We start from the raw sequence: 15482 nt of genomic DNA on the forward strand, positions 1-15482 counted from the left end.
GGGCGTCAGCCGGCGGGAGGCGGTGGGCGCCATGCGGGCATCACGTCGTTCGGCCGAGCGGTCTTCGCCGGATCACGCTCCACGAGTTCGTCGAGCACGGCGTCGATGCGGGCCAGCAGCTCGTCGTCGAGCCGTACCGTGGCGCCCTTGGCCGTCTCGGCGAGCTGCTCCGGCCGGGACGCGCCGACGATCGCGCTCGCCACGGTCGGACGGGCCAGCACCCACGCCACCGCCAATTGGGCCATCGTGCAGCCGGCCGCCTCGGCGACGGGTCGGAGCTGGCGTACCCGGGAGAGCAGCAGATCCGCCGAGTAGCGGGCGACGAACGAGCCCCCGAAGCCGTCGGTGGCCCGGGATCCGGCGGGCGGACGCCGGCCGGGTTCATACCGACCGGTCAGCACGCCCATCGCGAGTGGCGCCCAGGCGAGCTGACCCAGGCCGAGGTCGGCGCAGGCGGGCGACACCTCGGCCTCCACGACCCGCCACAGCATCGAGTACTGCGGCTGGTTCGCGACGAACGGAATGTGCAGCTCGGCGGCGAGCCGCTGACCCGCCTGCAACTGCGGTGCGGTCCACTCGGAGACGCCGACGTAGAGCACCTTGCCCTGGCGGACCAGGTCGGCGAAGGCGAGCATCGTCTCCTCCAGCGGCACGCTGTCGTCGTACCGATGCGCCTGATAGAGGTCGACGTGGTCGGTGCCCAGCCGGCTCAGCGAGGCGTGGCAGCCCTCGATGATGTGCTTGCGGGACAGCCCGGCGTCGTTGGCCCCCGGCCCAACCGGCAGGCACACCTTCGTGCACAGCTCGATCGAGCTGCGTCGGACGCCACGCAGCGCCTTGCCCAACGCCTCCTCGGCTCGTCCCTGCGCGTACCGGTCGGCGGTGTCGAACGTGGTGACGCCCGCGTCCAGGGCGGCGGCCACGCACCCGGCCGCCGCGTCGTCGTCGAGCTGGTTGCCGTGGGTGACCCAGTTGCCGTACGCGACCGCGCTGACGCGCAGGCCCGACCGGCCCAGTTGCCTGTACTCCATACCGGGATCCTCGGGTCGCCCCGCCCTGTCGCCGAACCGTTCGACCGTGGTCGAATCCGTGAGTGATCGAGGTTCGGTTCTCGCCCGACGACCTGAGCCGGGTTCGGTTCGTGCACTCGCCGCTGGCCGAGCTGGTGGCCAGCTCCTGGGCGTTGCGCAAGCCGGCGAAGTACTGGATGCACCGCCCGTGGCGGGAACGCGCGCAGCGGCTGCTGCCGGACGCCGGCCTGGAGCCGCTGCTGGCGGTGCTCACACCGTCCAACGGTTACGTGCCGGACTTCCTCACCCCGATCGGCGTGGCACCGAACCTGGCCGCCGAGCTGCGGGCGGTCGCCGGCACCGACCCGTCCCTGGTGCGCCGGCAACTGGACCGGGCCGGCGCACCCCGGCTGCCCCCGGACGAGCTGGTCGCGCAGCTCCACCGGTACTTCACCCTGCTGATCGCACCGGACTGGCCCCGGCTGCGGGCGCTCGCTCTGGCCGACATCCGGCGGCGGGCGCTGCTCGCCGCGGAGCAGGGTGGGCGGACCCTGCTCCGCGAGCTGCACCCGTTGATCAGGTGGGACGGCGCGGCGCTGCGGGTCGCCGTCGGCACGACCCGGCCGGCCGGTCTGGACGGCCGCCCGTGGACGCTGCTGCCCACTTCGTTCTCCGGACCGACGGTGCACGCGATCATGGAGGGCGACGCCGGCCCCGCCCTCTGCTATCCGCCCACCGGGCTGGGCGGGCTGTGGGACTCGCCACCGCCCAGCACCGCGCTGGGCGCCCTGCTCGGCGCTACGCGGGCGGCGGCGCTCTCGCTGCTCGACTCGCCGCTGAGCACCGGTGAGCTGGCCGCGATGCTGGGTCTCGCGCCAGCGACCGCGTCGCACCACCTCACCACGCTGCGGGACAACGGCCTGATCGCTGGCGTACGGCAGGGGCGGGTGGTGCGCTATGCCCGAACTGTCCTTGGTGACCGCCTGGTCGGCTGACCTCCGGCCCGTGATGTGGGATCCAGCACGCGGACATTGGCCGGCCCCCATGGGGTGTGGCAGCATGGGCCCCATGACCGCCGCAGTCGTCCGCCGCTTCGTGGCTCGTCGCCACGTCGATTACGGCCGCGTGCGCAGCGCGATCTGTCCGGCCTACTGACGACGCCCGACCAATCCGTCTCGGGCGCGCTCCGCGCCGGCTGTCTGAAGACACCGTTGTCCCGCCCCCTCGCGGGCCGGCCGTCGCGCCCCGCGTAGCCCGAGGCACAGCAGACAACGGAGGTCGCCGCGATGGCGGTCAGCAGCATCCCGCCCCGTTCCGAGGACCCGACGACCCGCCCGGCCCGGGCGCCACGCCGGCCCCGGGGTGAGGGTCAGTGGGCGCTCGGCCACCGCGAGCCCCTCAATCCCAACGAGCGGATCAAGAAGGACGACGACCCGCTCAACGTCCGGGCGCGCATCGAGAACATCTACGCGCGCGGCGGCTTCGCCTCCATCGACCCGCAGGATCTGCGTGGCCGTTTCCGCTGGTGGGGCCTCTACACCCAGCGCAAGGCCGGCATCGACGGCGGGCGCACCGCGGTGCTGGAGCCGCACGAGCTGGAGGACGAGTTCTTCATGCTCCGGGTCCGCATCGACGGCGGCCAGCTCAACCTGGCTCAGCTGCGCGTGGTCGCGGACATCTCCCGGGAGTTCGCCCGGGACACCGCCGACATCACCGACCGGCAGAACATCCAGTACCACTGGATCCGTGTCGAGGACATGCCGGAGATCTGGCGCCGGCTGGAGTCGGTAGGCCTGCAGACGACCGAGGCCTGCGGCGACTGCCCACGGATCGTGCTGGGCAGCCCGGTCGCCGGGGTGGCCCGCGACGAGCTGGTCGACCCGACTCCGGCGATCGACGAGATCGTCGCCCGGTACGTGGGGGACAAGCAGTTCTCCAACCTGCCCCGCAAGTTCAAGACGTCCATCTCCTGGCTGGTCGACACCCCGTACGAGTCGAACGACATCGCCCTTCTCGGCGTCGACCACCCCGAGCACGGCCCCGGCTTCGACCTCTGGGTCGGTGGCGGGCTCTCCACCAACCCGATGCTGGCCCAGCGGCTCGGCGCCTGGGTGCCGTTGGCCGAGATTCCCGACGTGTGGGCCGGCGTGGTCGGGATCTTCCGCGACTACGGCTACCGCCGGCTGCGTAACCGGGCCCGACTGAAGTTCCTGGTGGCCGACTGGGGCGTGGAGCGTTTCCGGGAGGTCCTGGAGAAGGAGTACCTGGGCCGTACGCTGCTCGACGGCCCCGCCCCGGAGCTGCCGGCGAAGCCGATCGACCACGTGGGCGTGCACGAGCAGGCCGACGGGCGGCACTACGTGGGGGCCGCCCCGGTGGTCGGGCGGGTCTCCGGTGGGCAGCTCGCCCAACTGGCCGACGTGGCCGAGGCGCACGGCAGCGACCGGGTGCGGCTCACCCCGTACCAGAAGCTGCTGGTGCTCGACGTGCCGTCGGAGCGGACGGAGTCGCTTGTCGACGCGCTGCGCGGGATCGGGCTGGAGGCCCGGCCGTCGGCCTGGCGGCGCGGCACGATGGCGTGCACCGGCATCGAGTACTGCAAGCTCGCCATCGTCGAGACGAAGGCCCGCGGCGAGGAGCTGGTGGCCCGGCTGGAGCAGCGGCTGCGCGACTTCGACGCGGACATCTCGATCCACATCAACGGCTGCCCGAACGCCTGCGCCCGCACGCAGGTCGCGGACATCGGCCTCAAGGGTCAGCTGGTGGTCGGCCCGGACGGCCGGCAGGTGGAGGGCTTCCAGGTGCACCTGGGCGGCGGCCTGGGCATGGCCCAGGGTCAGACGGCCGGTTTCGGCCGCAAGCTGCGCGGCCTGAAGACCACCGCCGACGAGCTTCCGGAGTACGTGGAACGGCTGGCCCGCCGCTACCTGGCCGGTCGGAGCGAGGGCGAGACGTTCGCCAACTGGGTGATCAGAGTCGACGAGGAGGAACTGCGATGAGCAGCGAGAACCGAGCGGCACCCCTGTACTGCCCGTACTGCGGCGAGGAGGACCTGCGGCCGCACGAGGCGGGGCACGGCGCCTGGGAGTGCCACGCCTGCGCACGGGTCTTCGCGGTGAAGTTCACCGGGCTGCTCTCCCGGGCGGTGACCCGATGAGCCTCGTCTCCGCTGCCAACCTGCGCCTGGTCGGTCCGGGCGCTCAGACGTCGACCGAGCCGGCCGGGCGCAACCCCGACGAGCTGCGGACGCTGGCCGAGCACGCGGCCCGGGACCTGGAGGGCGCCCCCGCCCTGGAGATCGCCCGCTGGGCTGCGCAGACCTTCGGTGACCGCTTCTGTGTCACCAGCTCGATGGCCGACGCCGTCCTGGCCCACCTGGTGTCCCGGGTCGCCCCGGGGGTGGACGTGGTCTTCCTCGACACCGGTCTGCACTTCCCGGAGACGCTGCGGGTCCGCGACGAGGTGGCCCGGACGCTCCCGGTGAACGTCCGGTCGATCCGGCCCCGGCTCACGGTGGGGCAGCAGGACGGTCAGTACGGCCCGCGACTGTTCAACAAGTCGCCGGACGACTGCTGCCAGCTGCGCAAGGTGGAGCCGCTGGAGCGGGCGCTGTCCGGGTACGACGCCTGGGCCGCCGGTCTGCGCCGGGACGAGTCGCCGACCCGGGCCAACACGCCTGTGGTGACGTTCGACGCGCGGCGCGGCAAGGTGAAGGTCAACCCGATCGCGGCGTGGTCGCAGGGGGACGTGGACGCCTACATCGCCCGCTGGAACGTCCCGGTCAACGAGCTGTTCAAGCAGGGCTACGGCTCGATCGGCTGCTGGCCGTGCACGCGGCGGACGAAGGCCGGGGAGGACCCCCGGGCCGGGCGGTGGGCCATGTTCGAGAAGACCGAGTGCGGGCTGCACGTCTGACCCCGTCACCGACGAACCCGACCGGCCCGGACGCGGCCGGCGGGGCGGCCCCGGTGGTGCTTGTCGCGCACGGCAGCCGGGATCCACGAGCGGCCGAGGCCACCCGGGCGCTGGCCCGGGCGGTGTCGGCCGCCCGGCCCGGCCTGTCGGTGTGGGCGAGTTGGCTGGACCACACCGAGCCGGGACCGACCGAGGTGCTGCGCGAGCTGGCCGAGGCGGGGCATCCGCGCGCGGTTGTCGTGCCGCTGCTGCTGACCGCCGCGTACCACCACCGGGTGGACATTCCGGCGGCCGTCGCCGCCGCGACGCAGGCCGGACCTCCACTGTCGGTACGGGTCACCGACGTGCTCGGCCCGGCGGACGGAACGGTGTCGCCGGCGCTGCTGGCGGGGCTGCGCCGTCGGCTCGGCGAGGTTGGCCCGGGGCGCTTCGACGCGCTGGTGCTGGCCGCCGCGGGCACCCGGGACGCGCGGGCGCGCGGTTCGGTGGGCCGGGTGGCGGACGCGCTCGGCGTCGAGTTCGGGGTGCCCTGCCGGGTGTCGTACGCCTCGGCGGCCCCACCGGCGACCGGTGTGGCAGTGGCCCGCCTGCGGGCGGCTGGCGCGCGCCGGGTGGCGGTGTCCGCGTACTTCCTCGCGCCGGGCCTGTTCCACGACGCGGTGGCCGACTCGGCACGGGCGGCCGGTGCGGTGGCGGTCGCGGCCCCGCTGACGGACGCGCCCGAGCTGGCCGAGCTGGTGCTGCGCCGGGTCGACGGCCGGGGCGCGCTGGCACCGACAGGTTGACGGCTCAGCCGGTTTGGCCAGGCACGGGACAGCAGTACGCCCCGGCAGGCGGACCTGCCGGGGCGTGCAGCTGTGTCGTTGGGGGAATCAGGCGGAGTGAGCGCGCAGCACCCGGAGGCCGCCGCGCCGCTTCACAGCGCGCCGCTCCTCCTCGCTCATCCCGCCCCAGACGCCAGCGTCCTGACCGGACTCGAGCGCCCACTGCAGGCACTGGTCGGTCACGGAGCAGCGCCTGCAGACGGCCTTGGCCTGCTCGACCTGCAGGAGAGCCGGTCCGGACGTCCCAATCGGGAAGAACAGCTCCGGGTCCTCGTCGCGGCAGACAGCATGGTGACGCCAGTCCATGGCGGCAACACTCCTCATTCTGGATGGGTGGCAATTTATTGCGGGTAGTGCTTTTCCTATATGCATCCGCATTGCCTATGGTGACCGTTCGCGTCTGACCATTCGGCAGTGCGTGAGCAGGCGGTTAGCCTCGGAGACCTGCTGGAACAGCTCAACCTGACGAGCATATCCAGGCAATGTCCCGGTAACTCAAGTTCGCTTGTGAATACTTTCACGAACGCTCGTGATGTCAAGGGTGACGCTCGGAAAAACTCCAAGCGGTGAGCAAGCCCACAACCCATTTGTCCGGGTTCCAGTGCGTTCCTGGTTACCCGCCGTGCCACAGCCGAGGATCAATATAGTACAGTCCGCGTGACATTGCTGACATTTCCGGCACCTGCCCCTCGGTGTGGCGGCGCCCGCCGGTGCGGTTGCGGCGCCGCGTCGACCAAGGGCAGTACCCGAGACCTAGCAGATTACTCTGAGTGCGGCCGGAATGGATGTGAATCTGACTTTCTCCCGCTCGCCAAGATAGTCGCCGTCCAGCTGGAACGCCTGCGGACGGCTGGAGAGCAGGGTGAACTCCGCCGTGTCATGGAGTCGTAACACCTGACGACCGCTCGGATCCGGCCGCCGGGACAGGAACTGAGTGACTGTCCGTGTTGTGCTAGCCACCCGGAGCTGACGCAGTGCCAGCACGTCGAGGCCGAGATCGAACGACGCTTCCGGGTTCGGGTTGACCTCGCGGTCGCCCAGGTACGTCCACGGAGCGGTGTTCTGGATGATGACGGTGGCCAGCTCCTCCTCCGCCGGCTCACCCGGTCGCTCCAGACTGATCGCCGGATGCCGCCGGTCCGAGGCGAAGAAGTACTGGTTCATGATCGAGCGCAGGTAGAGCCCCGGCGTCGAGACCCGCCCCTTGCGCCGTGCCTGCTCCACCCGGTGGATCACCGCGGCGTCCAGGCCGAACCCGGCGCAGAAGGTGAAGTAGCGGTCGTCCGCGCGGCCCAGCCCGACCGTGCGGTGCCGGCCCAGGCGCAGCCCTTCGAGGATCATGCTGGTCGCCTCCGGCCACTCCCGGGGCAGGCCCACCGCGCGGGCGAACACGTTTGTCGAACCGCCCGGAACGGTGGCCAGCGCGGGCAGCCGCTCCGCCATCGACGCGCCCTCGGCGCCGGCTGGCGGTTCGGCCGACATCAGGCCGTTCACCACCTCGTTCACCGTGCCGTCGCCACCCAGGGTGACGACGAGATCGACCCCCTCGGTGGCGGCCTCCCGGGCCAGCGCCATGGCGTGCCCCCGGCGACGGGTGTAGCGCACACTGAGGTCGACTTCGCTGCGCAGCGCCCGGACAAGCACGTCCCGGCTGCGTTCGCTGGTGGTGGTGGCCTTCGGATTGACCACCAGGACGGCCCGCATGGGCGGCACTGTACCTCTCGGTAGCCCGGGTATCGTGGCGCGCGTGACCATCGACTCGGCCCCGGTTCCCGTCACACTCCGCTGGGCGGTGCGGCTGCTCTGGGCGGAGGCGGTCGCCGTCGGGCTGATCGCGGTCTGGCTGGTCTGGGCCGACCTCACCGCCACCACCACCGACCTGGCGTCGGCGTTGCTGGTGACCGCGTTCGCCGTCGGGGCGGCCGTCGCGCTCTGGGCTCTGGGCCGCGCGCTGCTGCGCCGACAGGCCGGCGCGCGGGCCCCCGCGATCGTCCTTCAGCTCATGCTGCTGCCGATCGGCTGGTTCATGATCCAAGCCGGGCTGGGTTGGCTGGGCGTACCGCTGATGGCGCTCGGCCTGGGCGTCGGCTGGCTGCTCGTCAGCCCGCCCACCACGAAGGCCCTCGGCTTCGAGTGACCCCGCCGCACGGCCGCAGGGCAACGGGTTCGCCCGCGGCCCCGGCCGGGCGGGGCCGGCGGGGCGTGTCGGTCAGTAGCCGCCGGAGCGGCGGGTGAGCAACGAGATCGTCGCCCGGCCGTCGGAGGCACCGGCGGACGCCGACGTGGTCAGGGCGGTGAGCACCTTCCAGGCGAAGGACGACTCGGCGGGCAGCGTCGCCCCGCGCACGGTCGGCACGGTCACCTCGACGGTCAGCGCGTCGTTGGTGACCGAGAACCGGCACTCCAACTCGGCGTCGCGGGTGGCGATGGCGAGCAGCATGGCGCACGCCTCGTCGACAGCGATCCGCAGATCCTCGATCTCGTCGAGCGCGAACTGCAACCGGGCCGCGAGACCGGCGGTGGCGGTGCGGAGCACGCCGAGGTAGCCGCCGTCGGCGGGCACCGTGAGGTGCACCACGTCGTCGTCGGTCGCTGGCTGGCCGGTCAGTTGAGTCACGCCTCATCCCCCCGGTCGGGGACTCTACCCGGTCAGTCGTTCGGGCGCGTGTCGGCGGCCTCCGCCTGAGCGGCGAGGTCTCGCAACGCGTCACCGCTGAGCCGGTAGGGGACCCACTCGCTCATCTGCTCGGCGCCGATCGAGGCGTAGAAACCGGCAGCCGGATTCCACTCGATCATCCACCACTCCAGCCGCCGGTAACCCCGTCGTACGCAGATGTCGGCAAGCGTGGCGAGCAGCAGCCGGCCTGCGCCGGTGCCCCGGGCAGCCGGTGAGACGTAGAGATCCTCCAGGTAGATGCCGTGCACGCCGGCCCAGGTGGAGAAGTTGAGAAACCACAGCGCGAAGCCGATCGGCCGGTCGTGCTCGTCGACCGCGACGTGGCCGAAGAGCGCCGGAGCGGTCGTACGACTACTCCAGTTCGGCGCGTCTGACGCCGCGCCTCGACCTGGAGTAGTCGGGAACAGCGCCGAGGTGAGCTGCTCGGTGGTGAGGTGGCACTGGTCGGGAGCGCGTTCGTACTCCGCCAGCTCGTGCACCATGGCGACGACGGCCGGCACGTCCTCGGGACGTACCGGCCGGATCGTCGGGATGACCGGGTCGGTCACGCCTTCTTGGTCTCCCAGAAGATCTTGGCGATCTCGTCGATCTTCGCGAGGAGCTTGTCGGCGGTGGCCGGGTCGAGGCTGCCCTTGACGCCACCGGCGCCGGCGAGCTTGGTGGCCTCGTTGAACAGGGTGTGCAGGTTCGGGTACTTCTCGAAGTGCGGCGCCTTGAAGTAGTCGGTCCAGAGCACCCACAGGTGGTGCTTGACCAGCTCGGCGCGCTGCTCCTTGATGATGACCGCCCGGGTACGGAACTCCGGGTCGGTGTTCGCCTGGTACTTCTCGCAGATCATTTTGACCGACTCGGCCTCGATCCGGGCCTGGGCCGGGTCGTAGACGCCGCACGGCAGGTCGCAGTGAGCGCTCGCGGTGACGCGGGGCGCAAGGATGCGCGGAAGTCGCATCGGGATCCTCCATGGGAAGTTTGCGATGATCAAAGGCGACATTACTCCTGAGAATGCTCCCCGAACCGGGTGGAGGTGAAACCAGTGCGAGCCGATCACCCGGCGGAGACGCCGCACCTGCGCGGGCCGCTGACGCCCGTTTCGGTGACCGGCCCGTCCATGGCGCCGACGCTGCGGCACGGCGACGCGGTGCTGGTCCGCTCGGGCGGGCGCCCGATCCGGCCCGGTGACGTGGTGGTCGCCGTGTTCCGCACGCGTCCCGAGCTGCTGGTCGTGAAGCGGGCGGTACGGCCGCAGGACGGCGGCTGGTGGCTGCGCGGCGACAACGATCTGGTCACCGACGACTCCCGTGCGTACGGGGTGGCGGACGTGCGCGGAAGGGTGGTGTTCCGCTACTGGCCCCGCCCCGGACGGGTGCCCCGTCGGCCGTTATGACCCTGCTCACATCCGAGGGGCAGTGCCGACACTATGCTCGGAAAGTGCCCGGGTGACCCCCCGCACCGCGTGCCACCGCTCGCCGCCCACCTCGCGGCCGGGCCCGGCCGCCCCGTCTGCTCGACAGATCCTGGAGTCACCGCCATGTCTTCGTCCTCCGTGGACCCTGCTGATCCCGTCTTCCAACTGCACCGCGGCGGCAAGATGGCCGTCGCCTCGACGGTCCCGCTCACCAGCCGCGAGGACCTCTCCCTCGCGTACACCCCGGGTGTCGCCCGGGTGTGTGAGGCGATCGCCGCCGACCCCGACCTGGCCGACGACTACACCTGGGCGTCGCACGCCGTGGCCGTCGTGACCGACGGCTCGGCGGTGCTCGGGCTCGGCAACATCGGGCCGCGCGCCGCGCTGCCGGTGATGGAGGGCAAGGCGGTGCTGTTCAAGCAGTTCGCGGGGGTGGACGCGGTGCCGGTCTGCCTGGACACCCAGGACGTGGACGAGATCGTCGCGGTGGTGCGGGCGCTGGCCCCGTCGTTCGGCGGCATCAACCTGGAGGACATCAGCGCGCCGCGCTGCTTCGAGGTGGAGCGGCGACTCGACGAGGCGCTGGACATCCCGGTCTTCCACGACGACCAGCACGGCACCGCCATCGTGGTGCTCGCCGCGCTGCGCAACGCCGCCACCCTGCTCAACCGCAAGCTCGGTGACCTGCGGGTCGCGGTGAGCGGCGCGGGCGCGGCCGGCGTGGCCGTGACGAAGATGCTTGTCGCCGGTGGGGTCAACCCCGACCAGGTGGTCGTGTGCGACTCCAAGGGGATCATCGGCCGGCACCGCGACGAGCTGACGGGCACCAAGGCCGAGCTGGCGGCGAGCACCAACGCCGACGGCCGCCAGGGCGACATCACCGAGGCGCTGCGCGACGCGGACGTGCTGATCGGGGTCTCCGGCGGGCAGATCCCCGAGGCGGCCGTCGCTCAGATGGCCCCGGGCGGGATCGTGTTCGCCCTGGCCAACCCGACTCCTGAGGTGCACCCCGAGGTGGCCGCCCGGCACGTCGCGGTGGTCGCCACCGGCCGCAGCGACTATCCCAACCAGATCAACAACGTGCTGGCGTTCCCCGGCGTGTTCCGGGGCGCGCTGGATGCGCGGGCCACCCGGATCACCGAGGGGATGAAGGTCGCCGCCGCCGACGCCATCGCCGGCGTGGTGGCCGAGTCGCTGACCGCCGACGCGATAGTCCCGTCGCCGCTCGACCCGCGGGTCGCCCCGGCCGTCGCCGAGGCCGTCGCCGAAGCGGCCCGCCGCGACGGAGTAGCCCGCCGGTGAACGCGACAGCGCGGCCCGCCGGCGTGGCGCGGCGGTAGGCGCGACGGCAGGAGCCCCGCCGCCAGGCGCGGCGCGGTGGCCCGGGGTACACGTGACGGCGTGGCCCGGTGGCGGGCCCCTTCTTAACGGGCGCTCAGCTTGTTACCGTGCCGATCATGCGTGCCGCCTTCGCCTCCCGCCTCGACGATGCCGATCCGCTCGCCGCCCTCACCGTCGGTGAGCGGCCCGAGCCGACCCACCCGGAGGACGACTGGGTGACCGTGCAGGTGCGGGCCACCTCGCTCAACCACCACGACCTCTGGTCGCTGCGCGGGGTCGGCCTCACCGACGCCCAGCTGCCGATGATCCTCGGCTGCGACGCGGTCGGCGTGGACGAGCACGGCAACGAGATGGTCGTCTACCCGGTCGTCGTCACGCCGGGTGACCCGCGCGGGGTCTCCATCCTGTCCGAGCACTTCGCCGGGACGCTCGCCGAGCGGGTCGCCGTACCCCGGTCGAACCTGATCCCCCTGCCCGACGGCATGGCGGCGACCGACGCGGCGTGCCTGCCCACGGCCTGGCTGACCGCGTGGCGGATGCTGACCACCAAGGGCCGCGTCGCGGACGCCGACAGCGTGCTGGTGCAGGGCGCCGGCGGCGGCGTCGCGACCGCGGCCGTCGCGCTCGCCCTCGCGATGGGCAAGCGGGTGTACGCGACCAGCCGGGACGCCGCCAAGCGGGAGCGGATCACCGCCCTCGGGGCGACCGCCCTGGAGTCCGGTGCCCGGCTGCCGGAGCGGGTCGACGTGGTGATCGAGACGGTGGGCGCGGCGACGTTCGACCACTCGTTGAAGTCGGCCGCGCCGATGGCCCGGATCGTGGTCTCCGGCGCCACGGCCGGCCACCAGCCGTCGGTCAACCTGCGCCGGGTCTTCGCCATGCAGCTGGAGATCCTGGGCACCTCGATGGGCACGCCGGGGGAGCTGTACGAGCTGCTGGCGTTCTGCGCCGAGAACGAGGTCCGTCCGGTGATCGACGCCGTGGTCCCGTTCAGCCGGGTCGAGGACGCCTTCGCCCGCCTGCACTCCGGCGACGCCTTCGGCAAGATCGTCATCGATCACACCGCCTGACCCGCTTCCCTCTCGCGATCTTGCACTTTCTGTCGACGATTCACGGCAAATATCCCGTTATGCCCCGACAGTAAGTGCAAGATCGCGGAGGGGGGAGGGGGTGGGGGCGTGGGTTAGAGGTGGTTGTCGAAGGTGGCGATGTCGTTGCGCGTCGCGTCGGTGGAGATGCGCTTCTTGGCCTCCGCGTCGCCGTACAGCGACCAGCGCAGGAACTCGACGGACGTGTCCGAGACGACCCGCAACGTCTTGGCGTCGCCGAGCAGCGCCCGCCCGTGGTCGCCCTTGGGCAGGCTGAGCATCGCCTTCGGCCAGGGCACCTTGTCGTACGCGGCCTTGCCCGCCGCGTAGTCGACCACCTCGTCCAGCTCGCCGTGCACGAACAGCTGCGGCGCGGTCGCGCCCGCGAACGCCGTACCCACGCCGACTGCCGTACCGGCGAAGACCACCCCGGCGTCCAGCCGCTCGTCCCGGCTGGCGGTGAAGAGGCCGATGGTGGTCACCCCGCCGGCCGAGTGCCCGGCCGCGCCAACCCGGTCGGTGGCCAGCCGGCCGCGCAGCCCGTCGCCGGCCTTGCCGTCGAGCGCCAGCACCTGGGTCAGGGCGTACGACACGTCGGCCGGCTGGTTGAGCACGTCGAGGATGTTGCCGTCGGCGCCCTTGGAGGTGTGCGGGAAGGTCGGCGCGGCCACCACGAAGCCCGCCGCCGCCCAGCGGGTCAGCAGGGTGGCGTAGTCCTCCGGCAGCCCGGTGAGACCGTGGCTGAACATCACCACCGGAAACCGGCCCTGCGCCGCCGCAGCGGACCGCTTGACCGCGCCGCCGGCCTTCCCGGCCGCCGGATACCAGATCGTCGTCGGCAGCGCACGGCCGTCCCGGTTCAGCTTGAGCTGGCGTACGCCGACGCCGAAGGCGCTCTTCGGGGCGGTCCCGGAGGGTACCTGCGGCGTCGGCGTGGCGGCGGCGGGCGGTGGCTCGGCGGGCGCCTGCCAGCCCTCGGTCTTGCGGGCGTCGGCGGAGCAGCCGACCAGGCCGGCCATGAGCAGGGCGCTGGCCAGCAGCGTGGGGGTGACGCGACGCGACATGAAACCAATTGTGCCCTGCCGCGCCGGCCGGCTCGGCGCGGTTCGACGCGCGGTGCCCACGCCGTGACCGGCTGACCCGGACCGGGTGTGACCGGTCGTTCAGGCCGCGGCGCGTTCGGGGAGCGGGCGTCGCCGCCGGGCGGTGTCGGTCAGGGAGCGTGGCGGGAAGGCGGCGTTGGGGTCGTACCGGTTGGTTCCGGGCGGCACGATCTCGTCGATCCGGTCGAGGGTCGCGTCGTCCAGGGTGAGCGTGGCGCCCTTGAGCAGGTCCTCCAGGTGTGCCATGGTCCGCGGTCCGATGATCGCCGAGGTGACCGCCGGATGGGCCACCGTGAAGGCGATGGCGAGCTGCGGGAGCGTGCAGCCGATGCCCGCCGCGAGGTCGACGAGCTGCTCGACGATGTCGAGCTTGGCGGCGTTCTCGGCGAGCGTGGGATCGAACTGCGCCGGCCGGAGCACGGCACGCCCGGTCGACAGGTCGACGGGCCGGTCCCTGCGGTACTTCCCGCTGAGGAACCCGAAGGCGAGCGGGCTCCAGACCAGGACCCCCATGCCGTAGCGCTGGCAGACCGGCAGGGTCGACGCCTCGACCCCACGGGCCAGGATCGAGTACGGCGGCTGCTCGGTGCGCAGCCGGCCGAGGCCGCGACGCTCGGAGACCTGGTGCGCCTCGACGATCCCTTCGGCGGGGAACGTCGAGCACCCGAAGGCGCGGATCTTTCCGTCGCGGACGAGGTCGCTGAGCACCGAGAGCGTCTCCTCGATGTCGGTAGCGGGGTCGGGGCGGTGGACCTGGTAGAGGTCGATCCAGTCGGTGCCCAGACGCCGCAGGCTCCCTTCGACGGCCTTGAGGATCCAGCGCCGCGAGTTGCCACCCTGGTTGGGCCCCGCACCCATCGGAAAGTGCACCTTGGTGGCGAGGACGACGTCGTCCCGGCGCCCCCGCAGCGCCTTGCCCACGATCTGCTCGGACTCACCCTGGCCGTACATGTCGGCGGTGTCGACGCAGTTGATGCCCTGGTCCAGGGCCGCGTGCACGATGCGGACGCAGTCGTCGTGGTCCGGGTTTCCGACGGCACCGAACATCATGGTTCCGAGGCAGTGGGTGCTCACCTCGATGCCGGTCCCGCCGAGTGTGCGATAGCGCATGCTGATGCTCCTCTGGCGATGTCGTGACGATCACGGGGGACCCTAGGAGCTGGAGTCGGCTCTAGGTCAAGCCTCGTTACCCTGCTCGGCATGGCCGAGGACATCGTGAGTCTGAGCATCGGGCAGGTCGCCGAACGCACCGGCTTGAGCGTGCACGCCCTGCGCTTCTACGAGCAGGAGGGCGTCTTCGTCGATCCGGTACGCCGTGGGCCCGGCGGGCGTCGCGTCTACAGCCAGGACGACGTCGACTGGCTGACCGTCTGCATCATTCTCCGTACCTCGGGCATGCCGTTGCCCGCGCTGCGCCGGTACGCCGACCTCGTCCGGGAGGGTGCCGGCAACGAGGAGGAACGTCTCGCCCTGATGCGCGAGCACCAGGAGCGCGTCACCGGCCAGATCGGCAGGCTCACCCAGTGCCTGGACCTGATCGGCTTCAAGGTCGGGGTGTACGAGGACCTGCTCGACGAGGCGCGGCCCGCAGTCGAGCCAGGTCGTCCGCGTCCTTCGGACGGCGAGGCCGCTCCGGCATCCACACCGGGTACATCTGCTTGAACTCGATCTGCGCCGGCACCGAGATCGTCGGCACGGTCAACGGGCCGATCCGGCCGGATGGCGCGTCCAGCATCCCGGCCGGCAGTGGTGTGCCGGCCCAGGACCCGGCGCCCACCGTCGGGCGACCGGCGTCGTCCCGACCCAGGTACGCGACGCTCACCTCCACGTCGTCGGCGAACAGGTCGAGCTGCAACTCCACAGGCATCCGGGGATCGGGGCGCCAGCCCCGGGCCAGCAGCAGGTCGGCCAGCCGGGCCGCGTCCTCGCGCCAGCAGTACCAGTCGACGTCGACGTGCGGTCGGGACACCTCGCCGAGCTGGAAGTCCATCGCCCAGCCGCCCCGCAACCACACCGCGATGCCGGCCGACCCGGCCACCTCGACCACGTCGGCGATGCTCGCCAACTGGCGGCGCGCGAGGTCGTCCACCCGGGCACTCTAGCCGGGGGCACCGCCGTG

The 15482-nt window shown here is 72.0% G+C and carries 19 protein-coding genes; 10 read left to right on the forward strand and 9 right to left on the reverse strand.

Annotated features, from left to right (window positions below; translation table 11 throughout):
* Window positions 1-5: 5 nt before the first annotated feature.
* A complete protein-coding gene (locus AB0B39_RS16380; RefSeq protein ID WP_357574677.1) occupies window positions 6-1031 on the reverse strand; it encodes an aldo/keto reductase family protein in 1026 nt (341 codons plus the stop codon).
* A gap of 62 nt (window positions 1032-1093) precedes the next feature.
* On the opposite strand from AB0B39_RS16380, the gene AB0B39_RS16385 reads away from it, so the two are divergent.
* From AB0B39_RS16385 to AB0B39_RS16405, 5 genes are all read left to right on the forward strand, one after another.
* Window positions 1094-2005 carry a helix-turn-helix domain-containing protein gene (locus AB0B39_RS16385; RefSeq protein WP_357495849.1) on the forward strand — a complete coding sequence of 304 codons (912 nt, stop codon included), beginning with the start codon at window positions 1094-1096 and terminating at the stop codon, window positions 2003-2005.
* Between the two features lie 291 nt (window positions 2006-2296).
* The gene (locus AB0B39_RS16390) at window positions 2297-4009 is read left to right on the forward strand and encodes a nitrite/sulfite reductase (RefSeq protein WP_357495851.1); all 1713 of its coding nucleotides are present in this window, start codon (window positions 2297-2299) and stop codon (window positions 4007-4009) included.
* The gene (locus AB0B39_RS16395) at window positions 4006-4167 is read left to right on the forward strand and encodes a hypothetical protein (RefSeq protein ID WP_234588653.1); all 162 of its coding nucleotides are present in this window, start codon (window positions 4006-4008) and stop codon (window positions 4165-4167) included. Before AB0B39_RS16390 ends, AB0B39_RS16395 begins: the two co-directional genes overlap by 4 nt.
* On the forward strand, window positions 4164-4925 hold the full coding sequence (locus AB0B39_RS16400; RefSeq protein WP_357574678.1) for a phosphoadenylyl-sulfate reductase: 762 nt from the start codon (window positions 4164-4166) through the stop codon (window positions 4923-4925). Before AB0B39_RS16395 ends, AB0B39_RS16400 begins: the two co-directional genes overlap by 4 nt.
* On the forward strand, window positions 4922-5710 hold the full coding sequence (locus tag AB0B39_RS16405) for a CbiX/SirB N-terminal domain-containing protein (RefSeq protein WP_357574739.1): 789 nt from the start codon (window positions 4922-4924) through the stop codon (window positions 5708-5710). Before AB0B39_RS16400 ends, AB0B39_RS16405 begins: the two co-directional genes overlap by 4 nt.
* An 87-nt stretch (window positions 5711-5797) precedes the next feature.
* Here the strand turns inward: AB0B39_RS16405 and AB0B39_RS16410 are convergent, their stop codons facing one another.
* Both AB0B39_RS16410 and AB0B39_RS16415 read right to left on the reverse strand, forming a co-directional pair.
* Entirely contained in the window at window positions 5798-6055 is a 258-nt protein-coding gene (locus AB0B39_RS16410; RefSeq protein ID WP_007072794.1) for a WhiB family transcriptional regulator, read from the reverse strand.
* A 447-nt stretch (window positions 6056-6502) separates the two neighbouring features.
* Window positions 6503-7453, reverse strand: a complete 951-nt coding sequence (locus AB0B39_RS16415) for a diacylglycerol kinase family protein (protein WP_357574679.1) — start codon at window positions 7451-7453, stop codon at window positions 6503-6505.
* A gap of 43 nt (window positions 7454-7496) precedes the next feature.
* Between AB0B39_RS16415 and AB0B39_RS16420 the strand changes: the two genes are divergently transcribed.
* Window positions 7497-7886 (forward strand): hypothetical protein, encoded by a 390-nt coding sequence (locus AB0B39_RS16420; protein ID WP_234588649.1) that lies wholly within the window; start codon window positions 7497-7499, stop codon window positions 7884-7886.
* Between the two features lie 72 nt (window positions 7887-7958).
* Here AB0B39_RS16420 and AB0B39_RS16425 read toward each other — a convergent pair whose 3' ends face one another.
* From AB0B39_RS16425 to sodN, 3 genes are read right to left on the reverse strand one after another with little or no spacing between them, the layout of a single operon-like run.
* Window positions 7959-8366 carry an ATP-binding protein gene (locus AB0B39_RS16425; protein WP_234588647.1) on the reverse strand — a complete coding sequence of 136 codons (408 nt, stop codon included), beginning with the start codon at window positions 8364-8366 and terminating at the stop codon, window positions 7959-7961.
* A 32-nt stretch (window positions 8367-8398) separates the two neighbouring features.
* A complete protein-coding gene (locus AB0B39_RS16430; RefSeq protein WP_357574680.1) occupies window positions 8399-8974 on the reverse strand; it encodes a GNAT family N-acetyltransferase in 576 nt (191 codons plus the stop codon).
* A complete protein-coding gene (sodN, locus tag AB0B39_RS16435) occupies window positions 8971-9375 on the reverse strand; it encodes a superoxide dismutase, Ni (protein ID WP_007464694.1) in 405 nt (134 codons plus the stop codon). The genes AB0B39_RS16430 and sodN overlap by 4 nt, the downstream gene beginning before the upstream one ends.
* Window positions 9376-9459: 84 nt before the next feature.
* On the opposite strand from sodN, the gene AB0B39_RS16440 reads away from it, so the two are divergent.
* The 3 genes from AB0B39_RS16440 (at window position 9460) to AB0B39_RS16450 (ending at window position 12242) form a co-directional block, all read left to right on the forward strand.
* Complete coding sequence (locus tag AB0B39_RS16440; protein ID WP_357574681.1) at window positions 9460-9810, forward strand: S26 family signal peptidase; 351 nt, start codon at window positions 9460-9462, stop codon at window positions 9808-9810.
* Between the two features lie 144 nt (window positions 9811-9954).
* Window positions 9955-11133 (forward strand): NADP-dependent malic enzyme, encoded by a 1179-nt coding sequence (locus AB0B39_RS16445; RefSeq protein ID WP_357495862.1) that lies wholly within the window; start codon window positions 9955-9957, stop codon window positions 11131-11133.
* A 146-nt stretch (window positions 11134-11279) separates the two neighbouring features.
* The gene (locus AB0B39_RS16450; protein ID WP_234588641.1) at window positions 11280-12242 is read left to right on the forward strand and encodes a zinc-binding dehydrogenase; all 963 of its coding nucleotides are present in this window, start codon (window positions 11280-11282) and stop codon (window positions 12240-12242) included.
* Between the two features lie 113 nt (window positions 12243-12355).
* Here AB0B39_RS16450 and AB0B39_RS16455 read toward each other — a convergent pair whose 3' ends face one another.
* Both AB0B39_RS16455 and AB0B39_RS16460 read right to left on the reverse strand, forming a co-directional pair.
* On the reverse strand, window positions 12356-13324 hold the full coding sequence (locus tag AB0B39_RS16455) for a chlorophyllase (protein ID WP_357495864.1): 969 nt from the start codon (window positions 13322-13324) through the stop codon (window positions 12356-12358).
* Window positions 13325-13423: 99 nt separating this feature from the next.
* Window positions 13424-14473, reverse strand: a complete 1050-nt coding sequence (locus AB0B39_RS16460; protein WP_357574682.1) for an aldo/keto reductase — start codon at window positions 14471-14473, stop codon at window positions 13424-13426.
* A 90-nt stretch (window positions 14474-14563) separates the two neighbouring features.
* Between AB0B39_RS16460 and AB0B39_RS16465 the strand changes: the two genes are divergently transcribed.
* Window positions 14564-15025 carry a MerR family transcriptional regulator gene (locus AB0B39_RS16465; protein WP_357574683.1) on the forward strand — a complete coding sequence of 154 codons (462 nt, stop codon included), beginning with the start codon at window positions 14564-14566 and terminating at the stop codon, window positions 15023-15025.
* On the opposite strand, the gene AB0B39_RS16470 is transcribed toward AB0B39_RS16465, so the two are convergent.
* Entirely contained in the window at window positions 14907-15452 is a 546-nt protein-coding gene (locus AB0B39_RS16470) for an aminoglycoside adenylyltransferase (RefSeq protein ID WP_357574684.1), read from the reverse strand. The two genes, AB0B39_RS16465 and AB0B39_RS16470, sit on opposite strands and share 119 nt — an antisense overlap.
* Between the last annotated feature and the right edge of the window lie 30 nt (window positions 15453-15482).

The sequence above is a fragment of the Micromonospora sp. NPDC049114 genome (assembly GCF_040648635.1).
Taxonomy (GTDB): domain Bacteria; phylum Actinomycetota; class Actinomycetes; order Mycobacteriales; family Micromonosporaceae; genus Micromonospora.

Excerpts from the sequence above, each read along its gene's own strand:
- sodN (WP_007464694.1), bottom strand. The coding sequence starts at position 9,375 with ATGCGACTTCCGCGCATCCTTGCGCCCCGCGTCACCGCGAGCGCTCAC.
- AB0B39_RS16410 (WP_007072794.1), bottom strand. The coding sequence starts at position 6,055 with ATGGACTGGCGTCACCATGCTGTCTGCCGCGACGAGGACCCGGAGCTG.
- AB0B39_RS16460 (WP_357574682.1), bottom strand. The coding sequence starts at position 14,473 with ATGCGCTATCGCACACTCGGCGGGACCGGCATCGAGGTGAGCACCCAC.
- AB0B39_RS16455 (WP_357495864.1), bottom strand. The coding sequence starts at position 13,324 with ATGTCGCGTCGCGTCACCCCCACGCTGCTGGCCAGCGCCCTGCTCATG.
- AB0B39_RS16445 (WP_357495862.1), top strand. The coding sequence starts at position 9,955 with ATGTCTTCGTCCTCCGTGGACCCTGCTGATCCCGTCTTCCAACTGCAC.
- AB0B39_RS16390 (WP_357495851.1), top strand. The coding sequence starts at position 2,297 with ATGGCGGTCAGCAGCATCCCGCCCCGTTCCGAGGACCCGACGACCCGC.
- AB0B39_RS16400 (WP_357574678.1), top strand. The coding sequence starts at position 4,164 with ATGAGCCTCGTCTCCGCTGCCAACCTGCGCCTGGTCGGTCCGGGCGCT.
- AB0B39_RS16465 (WP_357574683.1), top strand. The coding sequence starts at position 14,564 with ATGGCCGAGGACATCGTGAGTCTGAGCATCGGGCAGGTCGCCGAACGC.
- AB0B39_RS16380 (WP_357574677.1), bottom strand. The coding sequence starts at position 1,031 with ATGGAGTACAGGCAACTGGGCCGGTCGGGCCTGCGCGTCAGCGCGGTC.
- AB0B39_RS16395 (WP_234588653.1), top strand. The coding sequence starts at position 4,006 with ATGAGCAGCGAGAACCGAGCGGCACCCCTGTACTGCCCGTACTGCGGC.
- AB0B39_RS16415 (WP_357574679.1), bottom strand. The coding sequence starts at position 7,453 with ATGCGGGCCGTCCTGGTGGTCAATCCGAAGGCCACCACCACCAGCGAA.